Below are 14823 nucleotides of genomic sequence, written 5' to 3' on the forward strand. Positions count from 1 at the left end.
GGGGGCATCGGGCTCAACCGGGCGGGGGGCCCGGGCGCCGTGCCCCGTAGGCAAGCTCGGTGATCGGCGACGCACCGTTCAGCGGCCTCCCCGAGGTTGTGCCAAAGGTGCCACCGATCAGCAACTTGGACCGCCTGACTGGCTGTTCTCTATCCGCTCGGGTGGTCGGTGGGGTTCGAACAGGGGTCTGGTCTGGGTGAGTCTGCAGGTGCGGATGCATGGAAGAAGGGCCTCTTGGTAGCTCGCGGATGTCGAGTCCAGCGAGAAGCAAGAGGCCCTGTTGTCGAAGTGTCGCGTAGTCACGGTTGCCGGGTCCAGTTGGTCCACTCCTGAGTGTGACTGCCTCGCCCACAGGTTCGGGCACGCAGCCGACCGGCCAGGGCGCCGGCCCCGGTACGACTCGGACATGAGCGATGACGAGTGGGCCGTGGTGCGGGACTTGCTGCCGGTTCCGGAATGGCTGACCGGCCGGGGCGGACGGCCGGAGGGCTACTGCCACCGACAGATGCCCGACGCGATTCGCTACCTCGTCGGCAACGGCATCAAGCGGCGGTCGATGCCCTCGGACTTCCCGCCCTGGCCACGGGTATACGCCTTCTTCGCCCGCTGGCGGGATGCGGGACTCGTGGCCGAGCTGCACGACCGGCTGCGCGAGATTCGTCCGCGATGCCGAAGGCCGTGATCCGGAACCGACTGCGGCGATCATCGACTCGCAGTCGGTGAAGGCAGACGCCACCGTCACCCACGGCTCGCGAGGTTTCGACGCCGGGAAGAAGATCAACGGACGCAAGCGGCACCTGCTCACCGACACGCTCGGGCTGCTGCTGGACGTGTGGTCACCCCGGCCTCGACCACCGGCCGGGACGCCGCCCGCATCCTCCTGCCAGCGGCCCAGGGACGCTTCGGGCGACTGGCACGAGTCTGGGCCGACGGCGGATACACCGGCCACCTCGTCGACTGGAGTGCCACGCAACTCGGCGTCGTCCTGGACATCGTCCGCCGCAGCGACGACACCCGCGGCTTCGAGGTGCTGCCCCGCCGCTGGGTCGTGGAAAGATCTTTCGCCTGGTGCCTGCGCAGCCGGCGTCTGGTCCGGGACTACGAACGCCGCACCGATACCAGCGAAGCCGTCATTTTGTGGTCGATGACCATGCTCATGAGCCGCCGCCTGGCCGTCCAGCACCAGCAGCGTCTTGCCCCGGCAGCGACAGGGGCAGCGTGAACCTGCCCGGCTTCGCCTCGACCAGCCAGCCCCGTTCCACCAGTCGCTTCAGCCGTGCCCTGGCTCCTTCGACGCGGGAGGCGGATGCACTGTCCCAACCCAGCACCACCGCCGCCCGCCCGGCACCCAGCCCGTCGCCTCCCGCATCGACTGCGGCGGCCATCAACGCCTGATAGTCCGGCGACAACTCCGCCACCTCACTCGCGTGTCGCCGGTGAGGCACCGCCCGGCGCGGTCCGACCGGCTTCCCCCTCGGCGCCTCGCCGGCCACGTCGGCGGACGCCTCCTCCTCGGCCAGCGCCTCCAGATACTGCTCCAGGCCGATCACCCGGCACCGGTGCACCTCCTCGGCGGTCCGCCAGAGCCGCCCGCACCCGTTCCAACTCGGGTTCGAGTTCCCTCACCTGCGCGGCCGCGGCCTTCTGCCGCGCTTCCAGAACCGCCCGCATCGACGGCATCCGCCACCCCCACGACCTCTCGCCCGGCAACAAGCCGAGGCTTTCGCAGCAGCAGCTACTTCATGCCTGCCCAGCCAATACGTCACACGAAGTTCGGAAAGAGAACGGCCTCTAACAAAATGGGCGCTGGGGCCTGTGCTTGCAGGTATCCCGGATCACAGTCGGTTTTGAACCTTGTCAGGGAGCGCTCCAGCAGCTCCAAAAACTGTCGTAGGTCATCGGCCACCTTGTCGAGCTCCGGTTCGTCCAGCGACGCCGTCCGCGTCCGGTAGACGGTCCCATCAGGCCCCGCGACATAGATCAGGCCGCCGCCGTTCGAGCCGATGACCAGGCCTTGGGCCTTGCGGTCCGTGCCGACGTCGACAACGCCGTACTCCTGGAGCCGCAGCAGGACGTCACCGGCCGGATCGAGGAAGTGACCGTTGCCGACGTCCGCCCAGGTGACATCGCCGATGCATTCGTAGAAGGTGACCAGGTCAGCTGTTGTAGGGGTGACTTGGGCAAGCGTGCGAGCCGCGGCTTGATCGTCGTGGTCGGCTGGCCGGACCTGGTTGGTCCCAGGTGGGAAGCCGTGCCGATACTCGAACTCGCCTGTCATGGCCGTGAGAATCCCGGAAACTCTGTCTGTCCACGAGGCCAGCCAGGCAGGTGAAAGCGATCGGTCACTCATGAGGCCGGATCATGGCATGAGCCATGGACATCCAGGGGGTGCCCAGCGTTTCCGGTGTCAGCACAATGCCCTGAGTTGCCGATGGGTGATGAGACAGCAGGCGAGTTTGAGGAACGCCTCGTGGATGTCGGCTCGCCGTTCCCAGCGGATGCGCAGGCGTCGGAAGCCGTGCAGCCAGGCAAAACTCCTCTCCACAACCCAGCGGTAGGTGCCCAGTCCGGTGCCGTGGAGGGTGCAAGAGGGCGGGAGTGACCGACCGCTCCGTCCCTCCCACGTTCACCGAAGTCCCGTGGAAGACCCCCTGCCGCGCGCCGCAGCTTCCGGCTCAGCGAAGCGGCCCGCCGGGGAAGAACCCCGACGGGCCGCTTCGGTCACACTGTTGTGTCACCTACCACTCGTGTGCGTCACGTACCACCCGTGGTGGCCGACTGCAGCACCGTGCACTCGGAGTCCCACCACGGGAGGTCCTCACGGATCTCGCTCAGCGTGCGGTCCGTGTAGTCCGGCGGAGCGGGAGGGACCCCCGCGGCCGCGAGCAGGTTGAACTCGGCCGCCACGCCGGCAACGGACAGCCGACCGTCCGGGAAGAGACCGAGGTCCATCCGCCACCCCCTCCGGGACGCCGACGGCGTGCTCGACATGATCGCGAAGGATGTCAGGTCGCGCTCCAGCGGCTCCTCGCTCCACCGGAACAACGCCAGACCGCGGACCACGAGCAGGGCGGCGTCGCCTGTGCGGTACTGCAGGGCCGTACGCATGTCGAGGAGCAGCCCCGCCCGCCCGGTGAGAGGGCACACCCTGCAGTCGAGCAGGCCGGCCTCCTGCAACGCGTCGGCCTCCAGCAGCGGGTCCCAGTCGACGGGATCCGCCGACGTGCCGTTCTGTTCGCCTCGGAAGAGGTCTTCGATGGAGGTCATGCGATCGGGATGTGGTTGTAGGGGTCGCTCTTGGGGATACCGACCTGGCCCGTAATCGGGTTCATCGTCTGGCCGCTCCCGTTCATGTAGATCACGTATCCGTTCGGGTACTGGTAGTTGCCCTTCGTGACCGGGTCCATCACACGGACGTACCTGACCTTCTTGTCGAGCCCGTTGGCGAGGGCCTCGCTCTCCTTGATCTCGTAGACCCAGCCCCTGCCATTGTGATCGGTCGAGTTCCTGGGGTCCGAGTGGGCAACCGCCGCTCGCGTTTCCAGGACCCAGTAGCGGTCTCCGTATGACCAATGCCATCACCGTGGGTGCTGCCGGACCTCACCGGTCGAGGGTGCCATCCGCGTACTCCGGGTCGTCGGCGCCGGGCAGTGCCTCGGGCCAGGCGGGGTCGGCCAGTGGGGTCCGGCGGTGTCGTACGGCCGAGTTACGGAGCTGCATGGTCGCCTGGGCCAGGTAGGCGCTGTCCGCGAGCCACCGGAGCGCGTCGTCGCGTACGGGGTCGTGGCGGCGATGGGCCACGGCCAGGTCGAGGACGTTGAGGAGCATGCGCTCCGGGCCCCCCGACAGCCCCCGTACGAGCCGCTCGAGGTCGGCGTAGTCGGTGGCGCGGACCAGGTGTCTGAGGGGATGAGGCCAGCGATGCACCATGCTCTTGACGTGGTGGCCTTCGTGCTTGCCCTGCTGTGCCGTTCTGGCGGCGACCAGGGTGGTGAGGGTGACCGCGGCGGAGGGTTCCACCAGGCACAGGCGTTCCACGAGGAAGCCGGTGGTTGAGATCGCGGTCGTGGTGTCGGCGACGCGGACGGCTTCCGTGGCCCTCTCGATCATGTGTGCGCGTTCGACCGTCTCGCCGATGGGTGCGAAGCGGCACAGGCAGTGGAAGCGCAGCGCGGCAGCGGCGGGTGCGCGACCGGCCTGGGAATGGCCGGCGGGGAGCTCGGCGATCGGCGCCAGCGCCGCGTCCAGCCTCTCCCAGCCGTCCTCGCCCTCCGGGCCGGCGAGTTCGCTGACGCCGTGGGCGTTCCACCGGGCCAGGGCCTCCAGGCCCGACCTCCACTGCGTCGGGTTGAGGTACTCGGTCAGCAGGTCGGCCTGTGCGGTGAGGGACGGCCGCTCGGCAGCCCGCATCCAGACCAGGCCACTCCACAGCCGGAGCGCCGCCTTCTTGGTCTCGTCGTCGGGGAGGGCTTGTTGTCCGGTCCACAACCGCTCGCACCAGTCGGCCAGCTCGGGACCATGCCGCATCAGCAGAGTGTGGGCGATGTCGACGTGGGGGTGGTCGGCGGCCTGGCTGACCAGCTTGGCCAGCCAGGGGATGTCGGCCAGTGCGACTTTCTCGTCCAGGGCGTGCGCCACGAGGTCGGGCTGGGCCGGGGCGTGGTCGCGCAGAGAGGCGTGCAGGATGGAGTTGACCGCGTTGCGCTCCGGCTTGCCCCAGGTGCCGCCGTCGCCGTAGGACGGCCAGTCGTTGGCCCCGCGGGACAGCTGCCGGGTGCGTTCCTGTTCCAGGGCCCGCCATCGTCGTAGGGCCTTCGACTCCCGCCCGCGGCCGGTGGTGTCGGTGGCCGCCATCGGCGCGAGGAGGCGGGTGGCGCTGTCACGCACGAGGAACGCGCGGTCCAGGCGGTCCGGTTGCCAGCCCCGGCCCCCGTCCCAGGCGTCCTTGACGACTTCCCGGATCTCGGCGGCGGGCAGGGGGTGCAGGCCGCTGGCGGCGAAGCGGGCCGCACGGTGCGGGCGCGTGCCCGGCGCCCGCTCGCCCATCTCCTTCAGCTGCCGCGCGCACCAGTGCCGGGCGGAGCGGGTCCCGGGCTCGTCGCCCGGTGAGCGGAGCAGTTCGGGCAGCAGGGTCTCCGCGACGTCGTCGATCTGGTCGCTGACCCCGCAGCGTGCCACGGCATGGTCCAGGAACTCGGGCACCCCGTTCTCGGCGGTGCGCAGGCGGGCGCCGAGAGCGGCGACGCGCGCCCGGATCCGCATCTGCGGGCCGCTGAAGACGCCGCCCGCTTCCACGAGTTGGTCGAACACGGTGACGGGCGGCTCATCGGCGAGGGTCTCGGCCCAGTGGGCGGCGAGCAGGACATGGGCCTCCTGCCGCTCGCGCTCCTCACTCTCGTAGCTCTCGCCGTTGGCCTCCCAGCTCGGGCCCGCCAGCACGGTACCGGCGGCGGTGCCGGCCTTGCGGACGAATGCCGCGGGGCGGTTCTGGCGACGGATCCGGTCCGGATTGCCGAGCTTCTCCGCCAGCACAGCGGCACGTTCGATGAGCGCGTCCCAGCCGCTGAGGTGGCGATGGGCGCTGATGGGCGGAATGCACTGCCACAGCCAGCGCGCGGAACGGTGGTGCTCGGCGAGGTCAAGCAACTCGGCCATGCGCGCGGCAGCCCAGTCCGGCTCGGCCGAGGCCATCGCCGTGACGAGGCGCACGGCGTGGTTGCCGTGGCTGGTGGCCTCCTGCACGCGCAGCCCCACCAGCCAGGACCACAGGCAGGTCTGCTCAGAGCAGCAGCCCCGAGGCACACCCGAGCCAGGCGCGTGGTCGGCGCACACCTGGGGACGGGTGCACAGGTCCCTCAGTAGGTCTCTGACCGCGGTGGCCGCCCCGCGTCCGTCGTCCTTCCCGTCCATGCCCGCGAACCGGCACAACAAGTCGAGTGCCTTGCGCCGAACCTTCGGCAGCTGATGCTGCTGGAGGATGACGAAGATGTCCTCGGTGACGCGTCGGGGGTCGGTGTGGTGGCGAGTGGGCAGCAGCTCCATCATCGTGGTGACGAGCGCGAGCGGCGCCTCGGACAGGAAACGGTGCACCACCCCCTTGACCGCGTGCGGTACGGAGGGGAGCAGGGCGTAGGCGCGCAGGGCGGTGTACCGGAGGTAGTGGTTGTCGCTGGTGAGGAGCTGCTTTATGAGGTCGGCGGCCGCCGGGCGGGCCGCCCGTTGGTCCCGGACGCCTTGCACGATGGCCTGCTCCGCGATCACGGAACGCAGGAAGTCGTCCGGGGTGGCCTCCAGCCGCCGGCCCAGCTGCTCGAAGATCTCCGGCTGGTGACGGGCGTTCACCAGGGAGACCAGACAGCGCCCGGCCGCGTACTCGTACAGCGTCTGGTGGAAGAAGCGGGCGCTCGACCCGTCGTGGCCCTCGCTCCCTGTCAGGACGTTGCGCCGGTGCAGAGCGGTGAGAGCGGCGGCGGCGGTGACGGGAAGCGGGCGCGGGGCCGCGGTGCAGAGCAGCCGGACGGCGTACGCCGAGGTGACGGCGACACCACCGTCCCGGAGCATGATCCTCGCCACGCCCTCGGCCGCCGGTGACAGATCGTCGGCATCGACGATGCCGACGCTGCCGTGGCGACGGTCACCGGCCACGCGTTTCGTCCAGTAGGCGTCGTACAGGCCCGCGGCGTCGATCTCCGTGGTCGGCACCTGGGGGGCGTAGACCTCGAACAGCATGCGCAGGGTCAGTGGCCGGGCCACGACCTCCCGCATCGGCAGGCCACGGACGGCGGCACCGATGACCGCGTCGTACGCCTCGCGGCGGCGTGCCGCCGGCTGATCGCGGTAGTAGTGCGCGCAGTACGCGTCGACGGCGTGCTCGGCCTCTCCGCCGAAGCGGAAGTCGCCCAGCTCCTGCACGGCGGACGGTGTCGTGCCGAGGACGTCGTACAGGAGGTCCTGGTCACGAGTGCGGCAGGAGATCACCAGCGGCACCCCGTGCTCCGCGCAGCAGTCGACCAGTTCGCGGCACACGGCCCGCCCGTGGTCGTCGGCCAGCAGCACGTCCGCGCTGTCGAGGAGGACGATCACCGAGGCGCGGTACGTCGGCTGGTGCAGCAGTCCGTCGAAGGAGGTCAGCAGGTCCGTCGTCTCGCGGGACAGCAGCAGGTCGTCGGCGCGGAGCAGCAGCGGTTGGCAGTGCACGCGCGGTGCGCCGTCCCGGGTCTCGCCGTCCTCTCCGCCCTGAGGATCCGGAAGGGAAGAGCGACCGGTGAGCCGCGTGGTGAGGTTCCACAGCAGGCTGGTCTTACCGGTGCCGGGTTCGCCCAGCACGAGTTCCACGCGGGGCGCCCGGTTCGCTCGCGCCAGGCCGGTGAGCAGTCTCCGGGCGAGGCGCTCCTCACAGCCCCGGGTGATGTAGACCTGGCTCAGGCTGACGTCGGCTTCGTCATTGAGCCGGTCGGCCGCTCTCAGCGCCGCCGAAGTGGCCGCCTCCAGCTCCTTTTTACCTGCCCAGCCGCCGCCACCCGCGGTGCGGGACGGCGGCAGCAGCTGGCCGGCCTTCTTCAGCTCACCGGCCAGGGAACCCGGGATGTAGCCGCGGAAGGGTGGTTCCACGCACAGGTGGGCCACGGCTTCGACGAGTGCCTGACGGTCACTGCCCAGTTCCGCCTCCGGTTGTTCGAGTTCCGAGTACAGCCGCTGGAGCGTCACGGGGTGGACGACCGTCATCCGGCCGGGCAGCCGGGGCTGGCCCTTTCGTTTGCGGTCCTCGCGGTCCTTCCTGAGCTGCCAGCGGACCAGTTCCCGCCAGGCGTCCGACGCCTGTTGCTCGTCCAGTTGCTGCTTGGTGCGCAACAGCAGCAACTGGTGGCCGATCAGCTCCTTCAGCAGCCGTGCCGCCCTGACGCCGGGTGCGGTGCCGGGGCCGCTGTCCCGGCCGGCCGACCGCGGTGTACGCCGTGTGCCCCCTGATGCCATCGAGCCCCCCCACGCAATACGGAACGCCAGGGTAGAGCAGCATAACCGCCGCGCGGCGCCCTCCCGTTTGCGCCGGACCTCAATCCCATTCGGTCCTCCCCGCCCTGACCAGCGGGTTTCTCCTCTCCTTTGAAGGTCACCCCGGATCGCTTCGCCCGCGGCGACGCCCTCAGCAGCATCGGTCACACGCCGGCTTCCACCGGGGTGTGGCCACGCCTCGCCGATCGACACCTGGTGAGGTACTCATGTTCCGTCCGTTTCAATCCGTCCTCTCCGCATGCGCGGGGTACCTCCGTCGACTCACCGTCTACGGCTCGCCGCTGCCGTCCGCTCTGCGCCACCTGCTGGACCACGCTCCGGCCCTCGCCGAGCTGTGGGCTCACCCCGTTGCCAAGCTGGTGACGGACCTCCTGTTGGACAAGTGCTTCCGGCTCACCGTGCTCGTCGTCGCCTCCCTGGTCCGGGCACGCGTCCAGGCCTGGTACGCGCGCCTGAGGCACAGGAACTGACACCCACGGGCCGGGCCTCAGCACGAGGAGGGCTCCGCGTCGACGCCGGATAAGAGCCGGAGCCCACCAGCGGCGGGCGCCGTACGCGATCGCCCTCCGGCTCCCGGAGGGCGATCGCGAACCGGTTACCAGTCGGAGCGCCGGTGAGGTCGAGCGGAGAGCAGCACTGCGAAATCTCAGCAACACGGCACCTCGGGAGGGAAGGCGGCACCAGTCCCTGGGGGACCGGTCCCAACCGGACTGCTCCGTGCCAACGGCAGGCGAGGAGGCCGAAGCCGGGCCCCGGTGCGGGGACTTACTCGGGCTGGGCACCGTCAGGGACCAGCGGATGATGTCGTTCGAGGCGTCCACGCCGACGATGAACGAGCCCGGCGCCACCACTCCGGTGTCCATGGTCACCGAGCCCACGCCAACACGGTCGGCGGGACAATCCACCGCCAAGACGGCTACCCGCCCCCGCTGGTCGTCCATCGTGACCGCCACGCTGCCGCCGCCCTCACACGCCACGGTGGGCAGTCTGTCCCAAACCCCGCCCATCGACGAGCGCGATCGCGTCCCGCTTGAACTCCTCGGTGTACCGCTTCACTTGCTTCCCACCTGGTGCTACTTCCTCTGGAACCTCAGGATCCCAGTCTCCAGGTGTCCACGATCAAGGGGAAGCTTCAGAGTCTCGGACACGGTCACCACCGGCGCTCCCGCGAGCACCCCGTCGTACACAGGCGCCCGCTACGAGACCACCACCGGCAACCTCGACCTGCACGCGCGCCAGTACAACACCAGCACCGGCCGATTCAACCGGCCCGACCCGGCGGTTCCCGATCGCAGCAGCCCCTACGTGTCGGCGTACGCCTACGCCAACAACACACCCACGCTGTACACCGACCCGAGCGGCATGACACCAGTGCCGGGCGACAACGGCAACGGGAAGGTCGACAACCTCGGCGAAGGCCTGAAGATCTTCGGGAACGGTTACCTTCAGGGCCTGAAGGCGCCCTTCGAATTCCTCGGCGACGCCCAGGATGCCGTCACAGGTGAGAATGGCGGCGCCGGAGCCTTCATCGACAAGTACCTGCCCGTCCGCCCCGCCTACCGGCTCTACCGCGCCGAGTCCATGCTCCGCCAGCAGGGCTGCGACGCCCTCGCAGATCTCTACGCCGACGCGGCGGACGAACTCGCCCAACAGATCGCTGTCGTGGGGATCGGCGGTCTCACGGGGTGGCGGCGGGCTGCGGTCGAGCCGGACATCAGTCAGTATCCCGGAGAAGCTGGCAGTCTGAGGCGCTACGGGCCCGGCGGGCGTGGGTAATGTCTGCGCAGCTGCCGGGCCTGGTCGGGCTGCAGAAGAGCATGCGGCCGTCCCCGTCCGTGACGACCATGGTCTTGACCGCGTTCTGCTTGTTCTTGCCGGAGATGAATTTGTCGCGGTCCTTGCGTCCGGCGGCCGGGCGGCGGACCCGGATCTCGGTGCCGTCGATGATCCCGGTCTTCCCGTCGGTACCGAGGTGGTGATGACCTCGGCGAGGGTCCGCAGCCGCACTCCGGGGCTGATGGTGCACCCTCGCTCGGCGAGTAAGGGCCGCACCTCTGCGATGGCCCGGGTGATGGTGGAGCGGTCGACACCGAACCAGCAGGCGAGCACGTCGTGCGTGGTGGCATGCCGGAGGTGCACGAGCGTGGCCAGAAGCCGGTCGACGAACACCAACCGGTGCTTCGCTCCGGCGCCCACAGCGCGCTTCCGCGGACGGGACGCAAGCCTGGCCTGGTGCCGTTCGTGCCACAACGGTCTAAGACCGTGTCCTACGTGGTGAGGCGGACGAGCCGCTTGTAGCAGCACAGGGCGGCGGCGAGGCCGAGAAAGGCCAGGTAGTTGCGGGGATCTCGCTCGTAGCGAGGACTCAGGCGGCGGTAGCCGGACAGCCAGGACATCGTCCGCTCGATGACCCAGCGGCGACGCCCTAATCGTTCGCTGGACTCGATGCCCTTGCGGGCGATGCGCACGCCGATCCGCTTGCCCCGGAGCCATCTGCGCAGGTCGGCCCGGTCGTAGGCTTTGTCCGCATGCAGGCGCTGGGGCTTGAAGTACCGGCCGCGGTAGGGGTCGTGTCTCGTTTGGTGACCCTCCACCATCGGCTTCAGACCTTCGCTGTCGTGGATGTTGCCGGCGGAGACTCCGACGAGGAGGGGCAGGCCGTTCGTGTCCGACAGGATGTGCATCTTGGAACCCGGCTTGCCCCGATCCACGGGGCTCGGACCTGTGTGTTCGCCCCCTTTTTCGCCCTCACGTGGGCGGTGTCGAGGACGACGCGGGTGACGTCGATGAGGCCGGCGTCGTCGAGCCGATGCAGCACGGCCTCGTGCAACCGCCCCCAGACACCGGCTCTCGACCAGATCAGGAACCGCCGATGGGCGGTCGACTTCGAGACGCCGAAGCAGGGCGGCAACGCCCGCCAGGCGCAGCCGGACACCAGGACGTAGATGATCGCGGCGAACAGCGTCTCATCAGGCGTGTCCTGTGTTCCGCCGCCCTGCGGCCGCACCTTCGACGGCGGGATCAGCGGCTTCGCGATCTCCCACAACCCGTCCGGAACAATCCAACTCCACGTACCCCGCCCCATGAACGAAACAACGACGCCTCACCACGTAGGACACGGTCTAAGACGTCGTTTCACTTGGTGAGTCGGCGGTGGGCGATGAGGGCTGCGGCGATGCCGACGAAGGCGAGGAAGTGTTCGGCCTTTCGCTCGTAGCGGCGGTGCAGCCTTCGGCATCCGGCCAGCCAGGAGACCGTTCTTTCGACGACCCAGCGGTGTCGGGCCAGTCGGGTGGAAGACTCGGTGCCCTTGCGGGCGATGCGGTGGCGGATGCGACGCTCGCGAAGCCATTTCCGCAGGTGGTCGTAGTCGTAGCCCTTGTCGGCGTGGAGCTTGGCAGGACGCCGGCGGCGCGGTCCGCGGCGGGAGCGGATGGGCGGAATCCCGCGCACGAGCGGCTGCAGGCCAAGGCTGTCGTGCATGTTGGCGCCGGAGATGCCCAGCTACAGCGGCACGCCGTTGCGGTCGGTGATGAGGTGGATTTTCGATCCGCTCTTGCCACGGTCGGTCGGATTCGGTCCGGTCAGAGGCCCCCTTTTGCCGCCCGGACGCTGACCGAATCGATCGCGCACCGGCGACCAGTCCAGCTCGCCCCGCGCACCGAGTTCGTCGAGGACGACCCGGTGGAGCCTGGCCCACACCCTGGCCTGGCTCCACTGGGCGAAGCGCCGGTAAACGGTGGGCCAGGCCGGCCCGAACACCGGCGGCAGCTGCCGCCAGGTGCAGCCCGAGGTGGCCACGAAGATGATCGCTGCCAGGCATTCGCGGTCACCGGCCCTCCGTTTGCCGCCACCCTGCGGACGTATGACCTCCGTCGGCGGGACCACCCGCCGGAACAGCGCCCACAACTCGTCCGGCACCAACCGCTCAACCAGATCCGTCATGCACTGCTCAACGAACGATCACGCCATCAGAAACGGCGTCTAAGCTCTGCAACGAGTTCAGCGATCACGTCGGCCGACAGGCCCGTGATCCTCCGGTCGCTGATGATCGCTGCACGAGACGCGTTCCCCACCACACGACCATGATCGACGATCAGAAGACGAACGCCTCACCGCCTACCGTGCACGAGCTCGTTAGGGCGCCCCGGCCGACCAGGTCGTCAATCCCGGAGCCGTCGACAACCCCGAAATCATCGACTTCTACACCCGGTTGGGCGCCGGCCGTCGGGCCCGGAGGACCCCTGCATGACAGCCCCGGCCGACACCGTGCACGAGGGCCCACCGCTCGGCAGAGCCATCGACGTGCACGCCCACTTCCTCACCGCGCGACTGTGCGCCGCGATGGAGGAGGCGGGGCCACGGCCAGCCGGATGGCATGCCCGAGGTGCCCGACTGGAGCCCGAGGCGGCGCTGGCCGTGATGGACCGGAAGGGCATTGCCGCGGCCCTGCTGTCGGTGTCCTCACCTGGAGTGCACTACGGCGACGACCACGCCGCCCGTGAACTGGCCCGCGCGGTCAACGACGAGGGAGCGGCCTTGGTCTGATCCCACTCCAGTCGCTTCGGGTTGCTGGCCTCCCTCCCCCTGCCGGATCTGCCGGCTGCGCTGGCCGAAACCCGGTACGCGTTCGAGGACCTGGGCGTCGACGGCATCACCTTGCTCACCTCCTACTCCGGCCGTCACCTCGGCGACCCGTACTACGAGCCGCTGATGGCCGAACTCGACCGCTTCTCTGTGGTCGTCCTACTGCACCCGGCCTCGCCGCCGTGCTGGGAGGCAACCACCGTGGTGCGACCGCGACCGACGTTGGGGTTCCTGTTGGAGAGCACACGCGCGGTGGCCAACCTGGTCCTGAAGGGCGTCCTCCAGCGGTACCCGGCCATCCGCTTCGTCGACCCGCACGCGGGCGCCGCGCTTCCGGCCCTCGTCGGCCGGATCGCGGCACTCGCCTTCGTGGGCGAGGACCGGCCCGTCGAGGCGCAGCCACACCTGCAGTCAGCAGCTGCAGCTGCGCCTTCGTGTATTTGCCTCAGAGGCAACGGTGCGTGCACGACTACTCACATGACGTGAGGATCATGTAACGCCGCCTTATTCCGGATGCCTCGGTTCGGTAATCGCTCCTGGCTGAAGTTGTCCTCACAAGCAGCGGCGAGGTGTCAATGCCTCGGCGTCTCGCATGGAGGACTTCATGCCTGAGATCTATTTCCATGTGCGCTGGCCCGATGGTGTGACCCAGCGCTGCTACTCCCCCTCCACGGTAGTCGAGGACTACCTCATGGCGGGCCACGAGTACGAACTCACCGACTTCGTTGAGCGCAGCCGCACTGCGCTCGGTATCGCCGGTGAGCGGGTGAAGGAGAAGTTCGGTATCTACTGCACCGGCGCCTATGACCAACTCGCCCAGATCGAGCGGACCGCCGCCGCCTTCGCGGTCGTCGACGGAGCCAAGGTCACCGTCGAGTCCCTGGTCAACGCTAACGGGAGTACGCGATGAGCCCCACGGTCGGGCTGGCCGGCGCCCACTACTCGGTGGCCGTGATCGGCGGCGGACAGGCTGGTCTGTCGGTCAGCTACTGCCTACGGCAACGAGGTATCGACCACGTCGTGGTCGAGGCGAACCGGGTCGGCCACGAGTGGCGCGAGCGCCGCTGGGACTCCTTTTGCCTGGTGACCCCGAACTGGCAGTGCCGACTGCCGGGTTTCCCCTACCAGGGCGACGATCCGGACGGGTTCATGGTCCGGGACGAGATCATTCAGTATCTCCAGGACTACGTGGCCTTCTTCCGGCCGCCGCTGGTGGAGGGCGTATCGGTGACCCGGCTGCGGCGCGCCGCGGACGGCCGCTTCGAAGTGGCCACCATGGACGGGGAGTTCACCGCCGATCAGGTGGTGGTGGCCACCGGTTCGTACCACGCCCCGTCCATCCCGCGGTTGGCCGAGCGGCTGCCCTCCCACGTCGAGCAGATCCACTCCTCCCGCTACCGCAACGCGGACCAGCTCCCCGAGGGGGGCGTCCTGGTCGTCGGCACCGGTCAGTCCGGCTGCCAGATCGCCGAAGACCTACATCTGGCCGGGCGGCAGGTCCACCTGGCCGTCGGCAGCGCGCCCCGCGTCGCCCGCTTCTACCGCGGCCGGGACTGTGTGGCCTGGCTCGACGACATGGGCCACTACGCGAAGAACATAGACGAGTTCGACGACGCCGATGCCGTCCGGATGCGGGTCAACCACTACGTCACCGGGCGCGACGGCGGGCGCGACATCGACCTGCGGGCCTTCGCCCGGGACGGCATGCGCCTGTACGGGCGGCTGACCGGGATCGACGGCGCGACGCTGGAGTTCGCCGACGACCTGAAGGTCAACCTGGACCGGGCGGACGCGGTGGCCGAGGGCATCAAGGACGCCATCGACGCCCACATCGCGGCGCAGGGGATCGAGGCCCCCGCCGAGGCACGGTACGTACCGGTGTGGGAGCCCCCCGGGCACGTGGCCGAACTCGATCTGGCCGAGGCGGGTGTCACCTCCGTCGTCTGGGCCACGGGCTTCACCCGCGACCACCGGTGGATCGAGATACCCGTCTTCGACGGCCGCGGCTACCCCATGCACTGGCGCGGCGCGACGAGCACACCCGGCCTGTACTTCCTTGGTCTGCCCTGGCAGTACTCGTGGGGCTCCGGCCGCTTCGAAGCGGTGGGCCGGGACGCCGAGTTCCTCGCCGGCCACATCGACACCAGCCGCCGCCTCGCCGACGTGTGCGGCGCGCTCACCGGAGCACCGGCCTCCGTCGCCTCCGCCCTTCCCCTGGGCTGA

10 protein-coding genes and 6 pseudogenes are annotated in these 14823 nt (G+C 69.3%); 7 read left to right on the forward strand and 9 right to left on the reverse strand.

Annotated elements, in window-relative coordinates; translation table 11 throughout:
* Positions 1 to 406 precede the first annotated feature (406 nt).
* Positions 407 to 1222 (forward strand): annotated as a pseudogene (locus ACQY0Z_RS32855) (IS5 family transposase).
* On the opposite strand, the pseudogene ACQY0Z_RS32860 reads toward ACQY0Z_RS32855, so the two are convergent.
* The 6 genes and pseudogenes from ACQY0Z_RS32860 to ACQY0Z_RS32885 all read right to left on the reverse strand — a co-directional run bounded on the left by ACQY0Z_RS32860 (position 1155) and on the right by ACQY0Z_RS32885 (position 7974).
* Positions 1155 to 1671 (reverse strand): annotated as a pseudogene (locus ACQY0Z_RS32860) (hypothetical protein). The pseudogenes ACQY0Z_RS32855 and ACQY0Z_RS32860 sit on opposite strands and share 68 nt — an antisense overlap.
* A 91-nt stretch (positions 1672 to 1762) precedes the next feature.
* Positions 1763 to 2278 (reverse strand): SMI1/KNR4 family protein, encoded by a 516-nt coding sequence (locus tag ACQY0Z_RS32865; protein WP_189905992.1) that lies wholly within the window; start codon positions 2276 to 2278, stop codon positions 1763 to 1765.
* Between the two features lie 129 nt (positions 2279 to 2407).
* A pseudogene (locus tag ACQY0Z_RS32870) lies at positions 2408 to 2584 on the reverse strand (transposase); the annotation flags it as partial.
* A gap of 170 nt (positions 2585 to 2754) precedes the next feature.
* Positions 2755 to 3267: a hypothetical protein gene (locus ACQY0Z_RS32875; RefSeq protein ID WP_189905994.1), complete on the reverse strand. Its 513-nt coding sequence runs from the start codon at positions 3265 to 3267 to the stop codon at positions 2755 to 2757.
* The gene (locus ACQY0Z_RS32880) at positions 3264 to 3410 is read right to left on the reverse strand and encodes a hypothetical protein (RefSeq protein ID WP_189905996.1); all 147 of its coding nucleotides are present in this window, start codon (positions 3408 to 3410) and stop codon (positions 3264 to 3266) included. Before ACQY0Z_RS32880 ends, ACQY0Z_RS32875 begins: the two co-directional genes overlap by 4 nt.
* A 190-nt stretch (positions 3411 to 3600) precedes the next feature.
* On the reverse strand, positions 3601 to 7974 hold the full coding sequence (locus tag ACQY0Z_RS32885) for a hypothetical protein (protein WP_439813416.1): 4374 nt from the start codon (positions 7972 to 7974) through the stop codon (positions 3601 to 3603).
* A 245-nt stretch (positions 7975 to 8219) separates the two neighbouring features.
* Here ACQY0Z_RS32885 and ACQY0Z_RS32890 point away from each other — a divergent pair, with 245 nt between their 5' ends.
* Both ACQY0Z_RS32890 and ACQY0Z_RS32895 read left to right on the forward strand, forming a co-directional pair.
* Positions 8220 to 8483 carry a hypothetical protein gene (locus ACQY0Z_RS32890; protein WP_189906000.1) on the forward strand — a complete coding sequence of 88 codons (264 nt, stop codon included), beginning with the start codon at positions 8220 to 8222 and terminating at the stop codon, positions 8481 to 8483.
* A gap of 391 nt (positions 8484 to 8874) precedes the next feature.
* Entirely contained in the window at positions 8875 to 9789 is a 915-nt protein-coding gene (locus ACQY0Z_RS32895; protein WP_439813545.1) for an RHS repeat-associated core domain-containing protein, read from the forward strand.
* Here ACQY0Z_RS32895 and ACQY0Z_RS32900 read toward each other — a convergent pair.
* The 3 genes and pseudogenes from ACQY0Z_RS32900 to ACQY0Z_RS32910 form a co-directional block, all read right to left on the reverse strand.
* A pseudogene (locus ACQY0Z_RS32900) lies at positions 9773 to 10317 on the reverse strand (transposase family protein); the annotation flags it as partial. The gene ACQY0Z_RS32895 and the pseudogene ACQY0Z_RS32900 sit on opposite strands and share 17 nt — an antisense overlap.
* Positions 10281 to 11098, reverse strand: a protein-coding gene (locus ACQY0Z_RS32905) for an IS5 family transposase (RefSeq protein ID WP_439813417.1) whose coding sequence is annotated in 2 segments (ribosomal slippage) — positions 10281 to 10756 and positions 10756 to 11098 — 819 coding nt in all. Because the reading frame shifts where the segments join, the coding sequence is not laid out codon by codon here. The gene ACQY0Z_RS32905 and the pseudogene ACQY0Z_RS32900, both read right to left, overlap by 37 nt.
* Positions 11099 to 11148: 50 nt before the next feature.
* A pseudogene (locus ACQY0Z_RS32910) lies at positions 11149 to 11958 on the reverse strand (IS5 family transposase).
* A 303-nt stretch (positions 11959 to 12261) separates the two neighbouring features.
* Here ACQY0Z_RS32910 and ACQY0Z_RS32915 point away from each other — a divergent pair.
* The 4 genes and pseudogenes from ACQY0Z_RS32915 to ACQY0Z_RS32930 all read left to right on the forward strand — a co-directional run bounded on the left by ACQY0Z_RS32915 (position 12262) and on the right by ACQY0Z_RS32930 (position 14823).
* Positions 12262 to 12561: a hypothetical protein gene (locus ACQY0Z_RS32915; protein WP_439813418.1), complete on the forward strand. Its 300-nt coding sequence runs from the start codon at positions 12262 to 12264 to the stop codon at positions 12559 to 12561.
* Between the two features lie 15 nt (positions 12562 to 12576).
* A pseudogene (locus ACQY0Z_RS32920) lies at positions 12577 to 13086 on the forward strand (amidohydrolase family protein); the annotation flags it as partial.
* Positions 13087 to 13204: 118 nt separating this feature from the next.
* Complete coding sequence (locus tag ACQY0Z_RS32925; protein ID WP_381728301.1) at positions 13205 to 13510, forward strand: MSMEG_0570 family nitrogen starvation response protein; 306 nt, start codon at positions 13205 to 13207, stop codon at positions 13508 to 13510.
* Entirely contained in the window at positions 13507 to 14823 is a 1317-nt protein-coding gene (locus tag ACQY0Z_RS32930; RefSeq protein ID WP_439813419.1) for an MSMEG_0569 family flavin-dependent oxidoreductase, read from the forward strand. Before ACQY0Z_RS32925 ends, ACQY0Z_RS32930 begins: the two co-directional genes overlap by 4 nt.

The organism is Streptomyces sp. P9-2, from assembly GCF_051903975.1.
Lineage (GTDB): Bacteria > Actinomycetota > Actinomycetes > Streptomycetales > Streptomycetaceae > Streptomyces > Streptomyces cellulosae.

Coding starts and splice junctions, on each gene's coding strand:
- ACQY0Z_RS32865 (WP_189905992.1), bottom strand. CDS start 2,278: ATGACAGGCGAGTTCGAGTATCGGCACGGCTTCCCACCTGGGACCAAC.
- ACQY0Z_RS32875 (WP_189905994.1), bottom strand. CDS start 3,267: ATGACCTCCATCGAAGACCTCTTCCGAGGCGAACAGAACGGCACGTCG.
- ACQY0Z_RS32885 (WP_439813416.1), bottom strand. CDS start 7,974: ATGGCATCAGGGGGCACACGGCGTACACCGCGGTCGGCCGGCCGGGAC.
- ACQY0Z_RS32890 (WP_189906000.1), top strand. CDS start 8,220: ATGTTCCGTCCGTTTCAATCCGTCCTCTCCGCATGCGCGGGGTACCTC.
- ACQY0Z_RS32895 (WP_439813545.1), top strand. CDS start 8,875: ATGGTCACCGAGCCCACGCCAACACGGTCGGCGGGACAATCCACCGCC.
- ACQY0Z_RS32915 (WP_439813418.1), top strand. CDS start 12,262: ATGACAGCCCCGGCCGACACCGTGCACGAGGGCCCACCGCTCGGCAGA.
- ACQY0Z_RS32925 (WP_381728301.1), top strand. CDS start 13,205: ATGCCTGAGATCTATTTCCATGTGCGCTGGCCCGATGGTGTGACCCAG.
- ACQY0Z_RS32930 (WP_439813419.1), top strand. CDS start 13,507: ATGAGCCCCACGGTCGGGCTGGCCGGCGCCCACTACTCGGTGGCCGTG.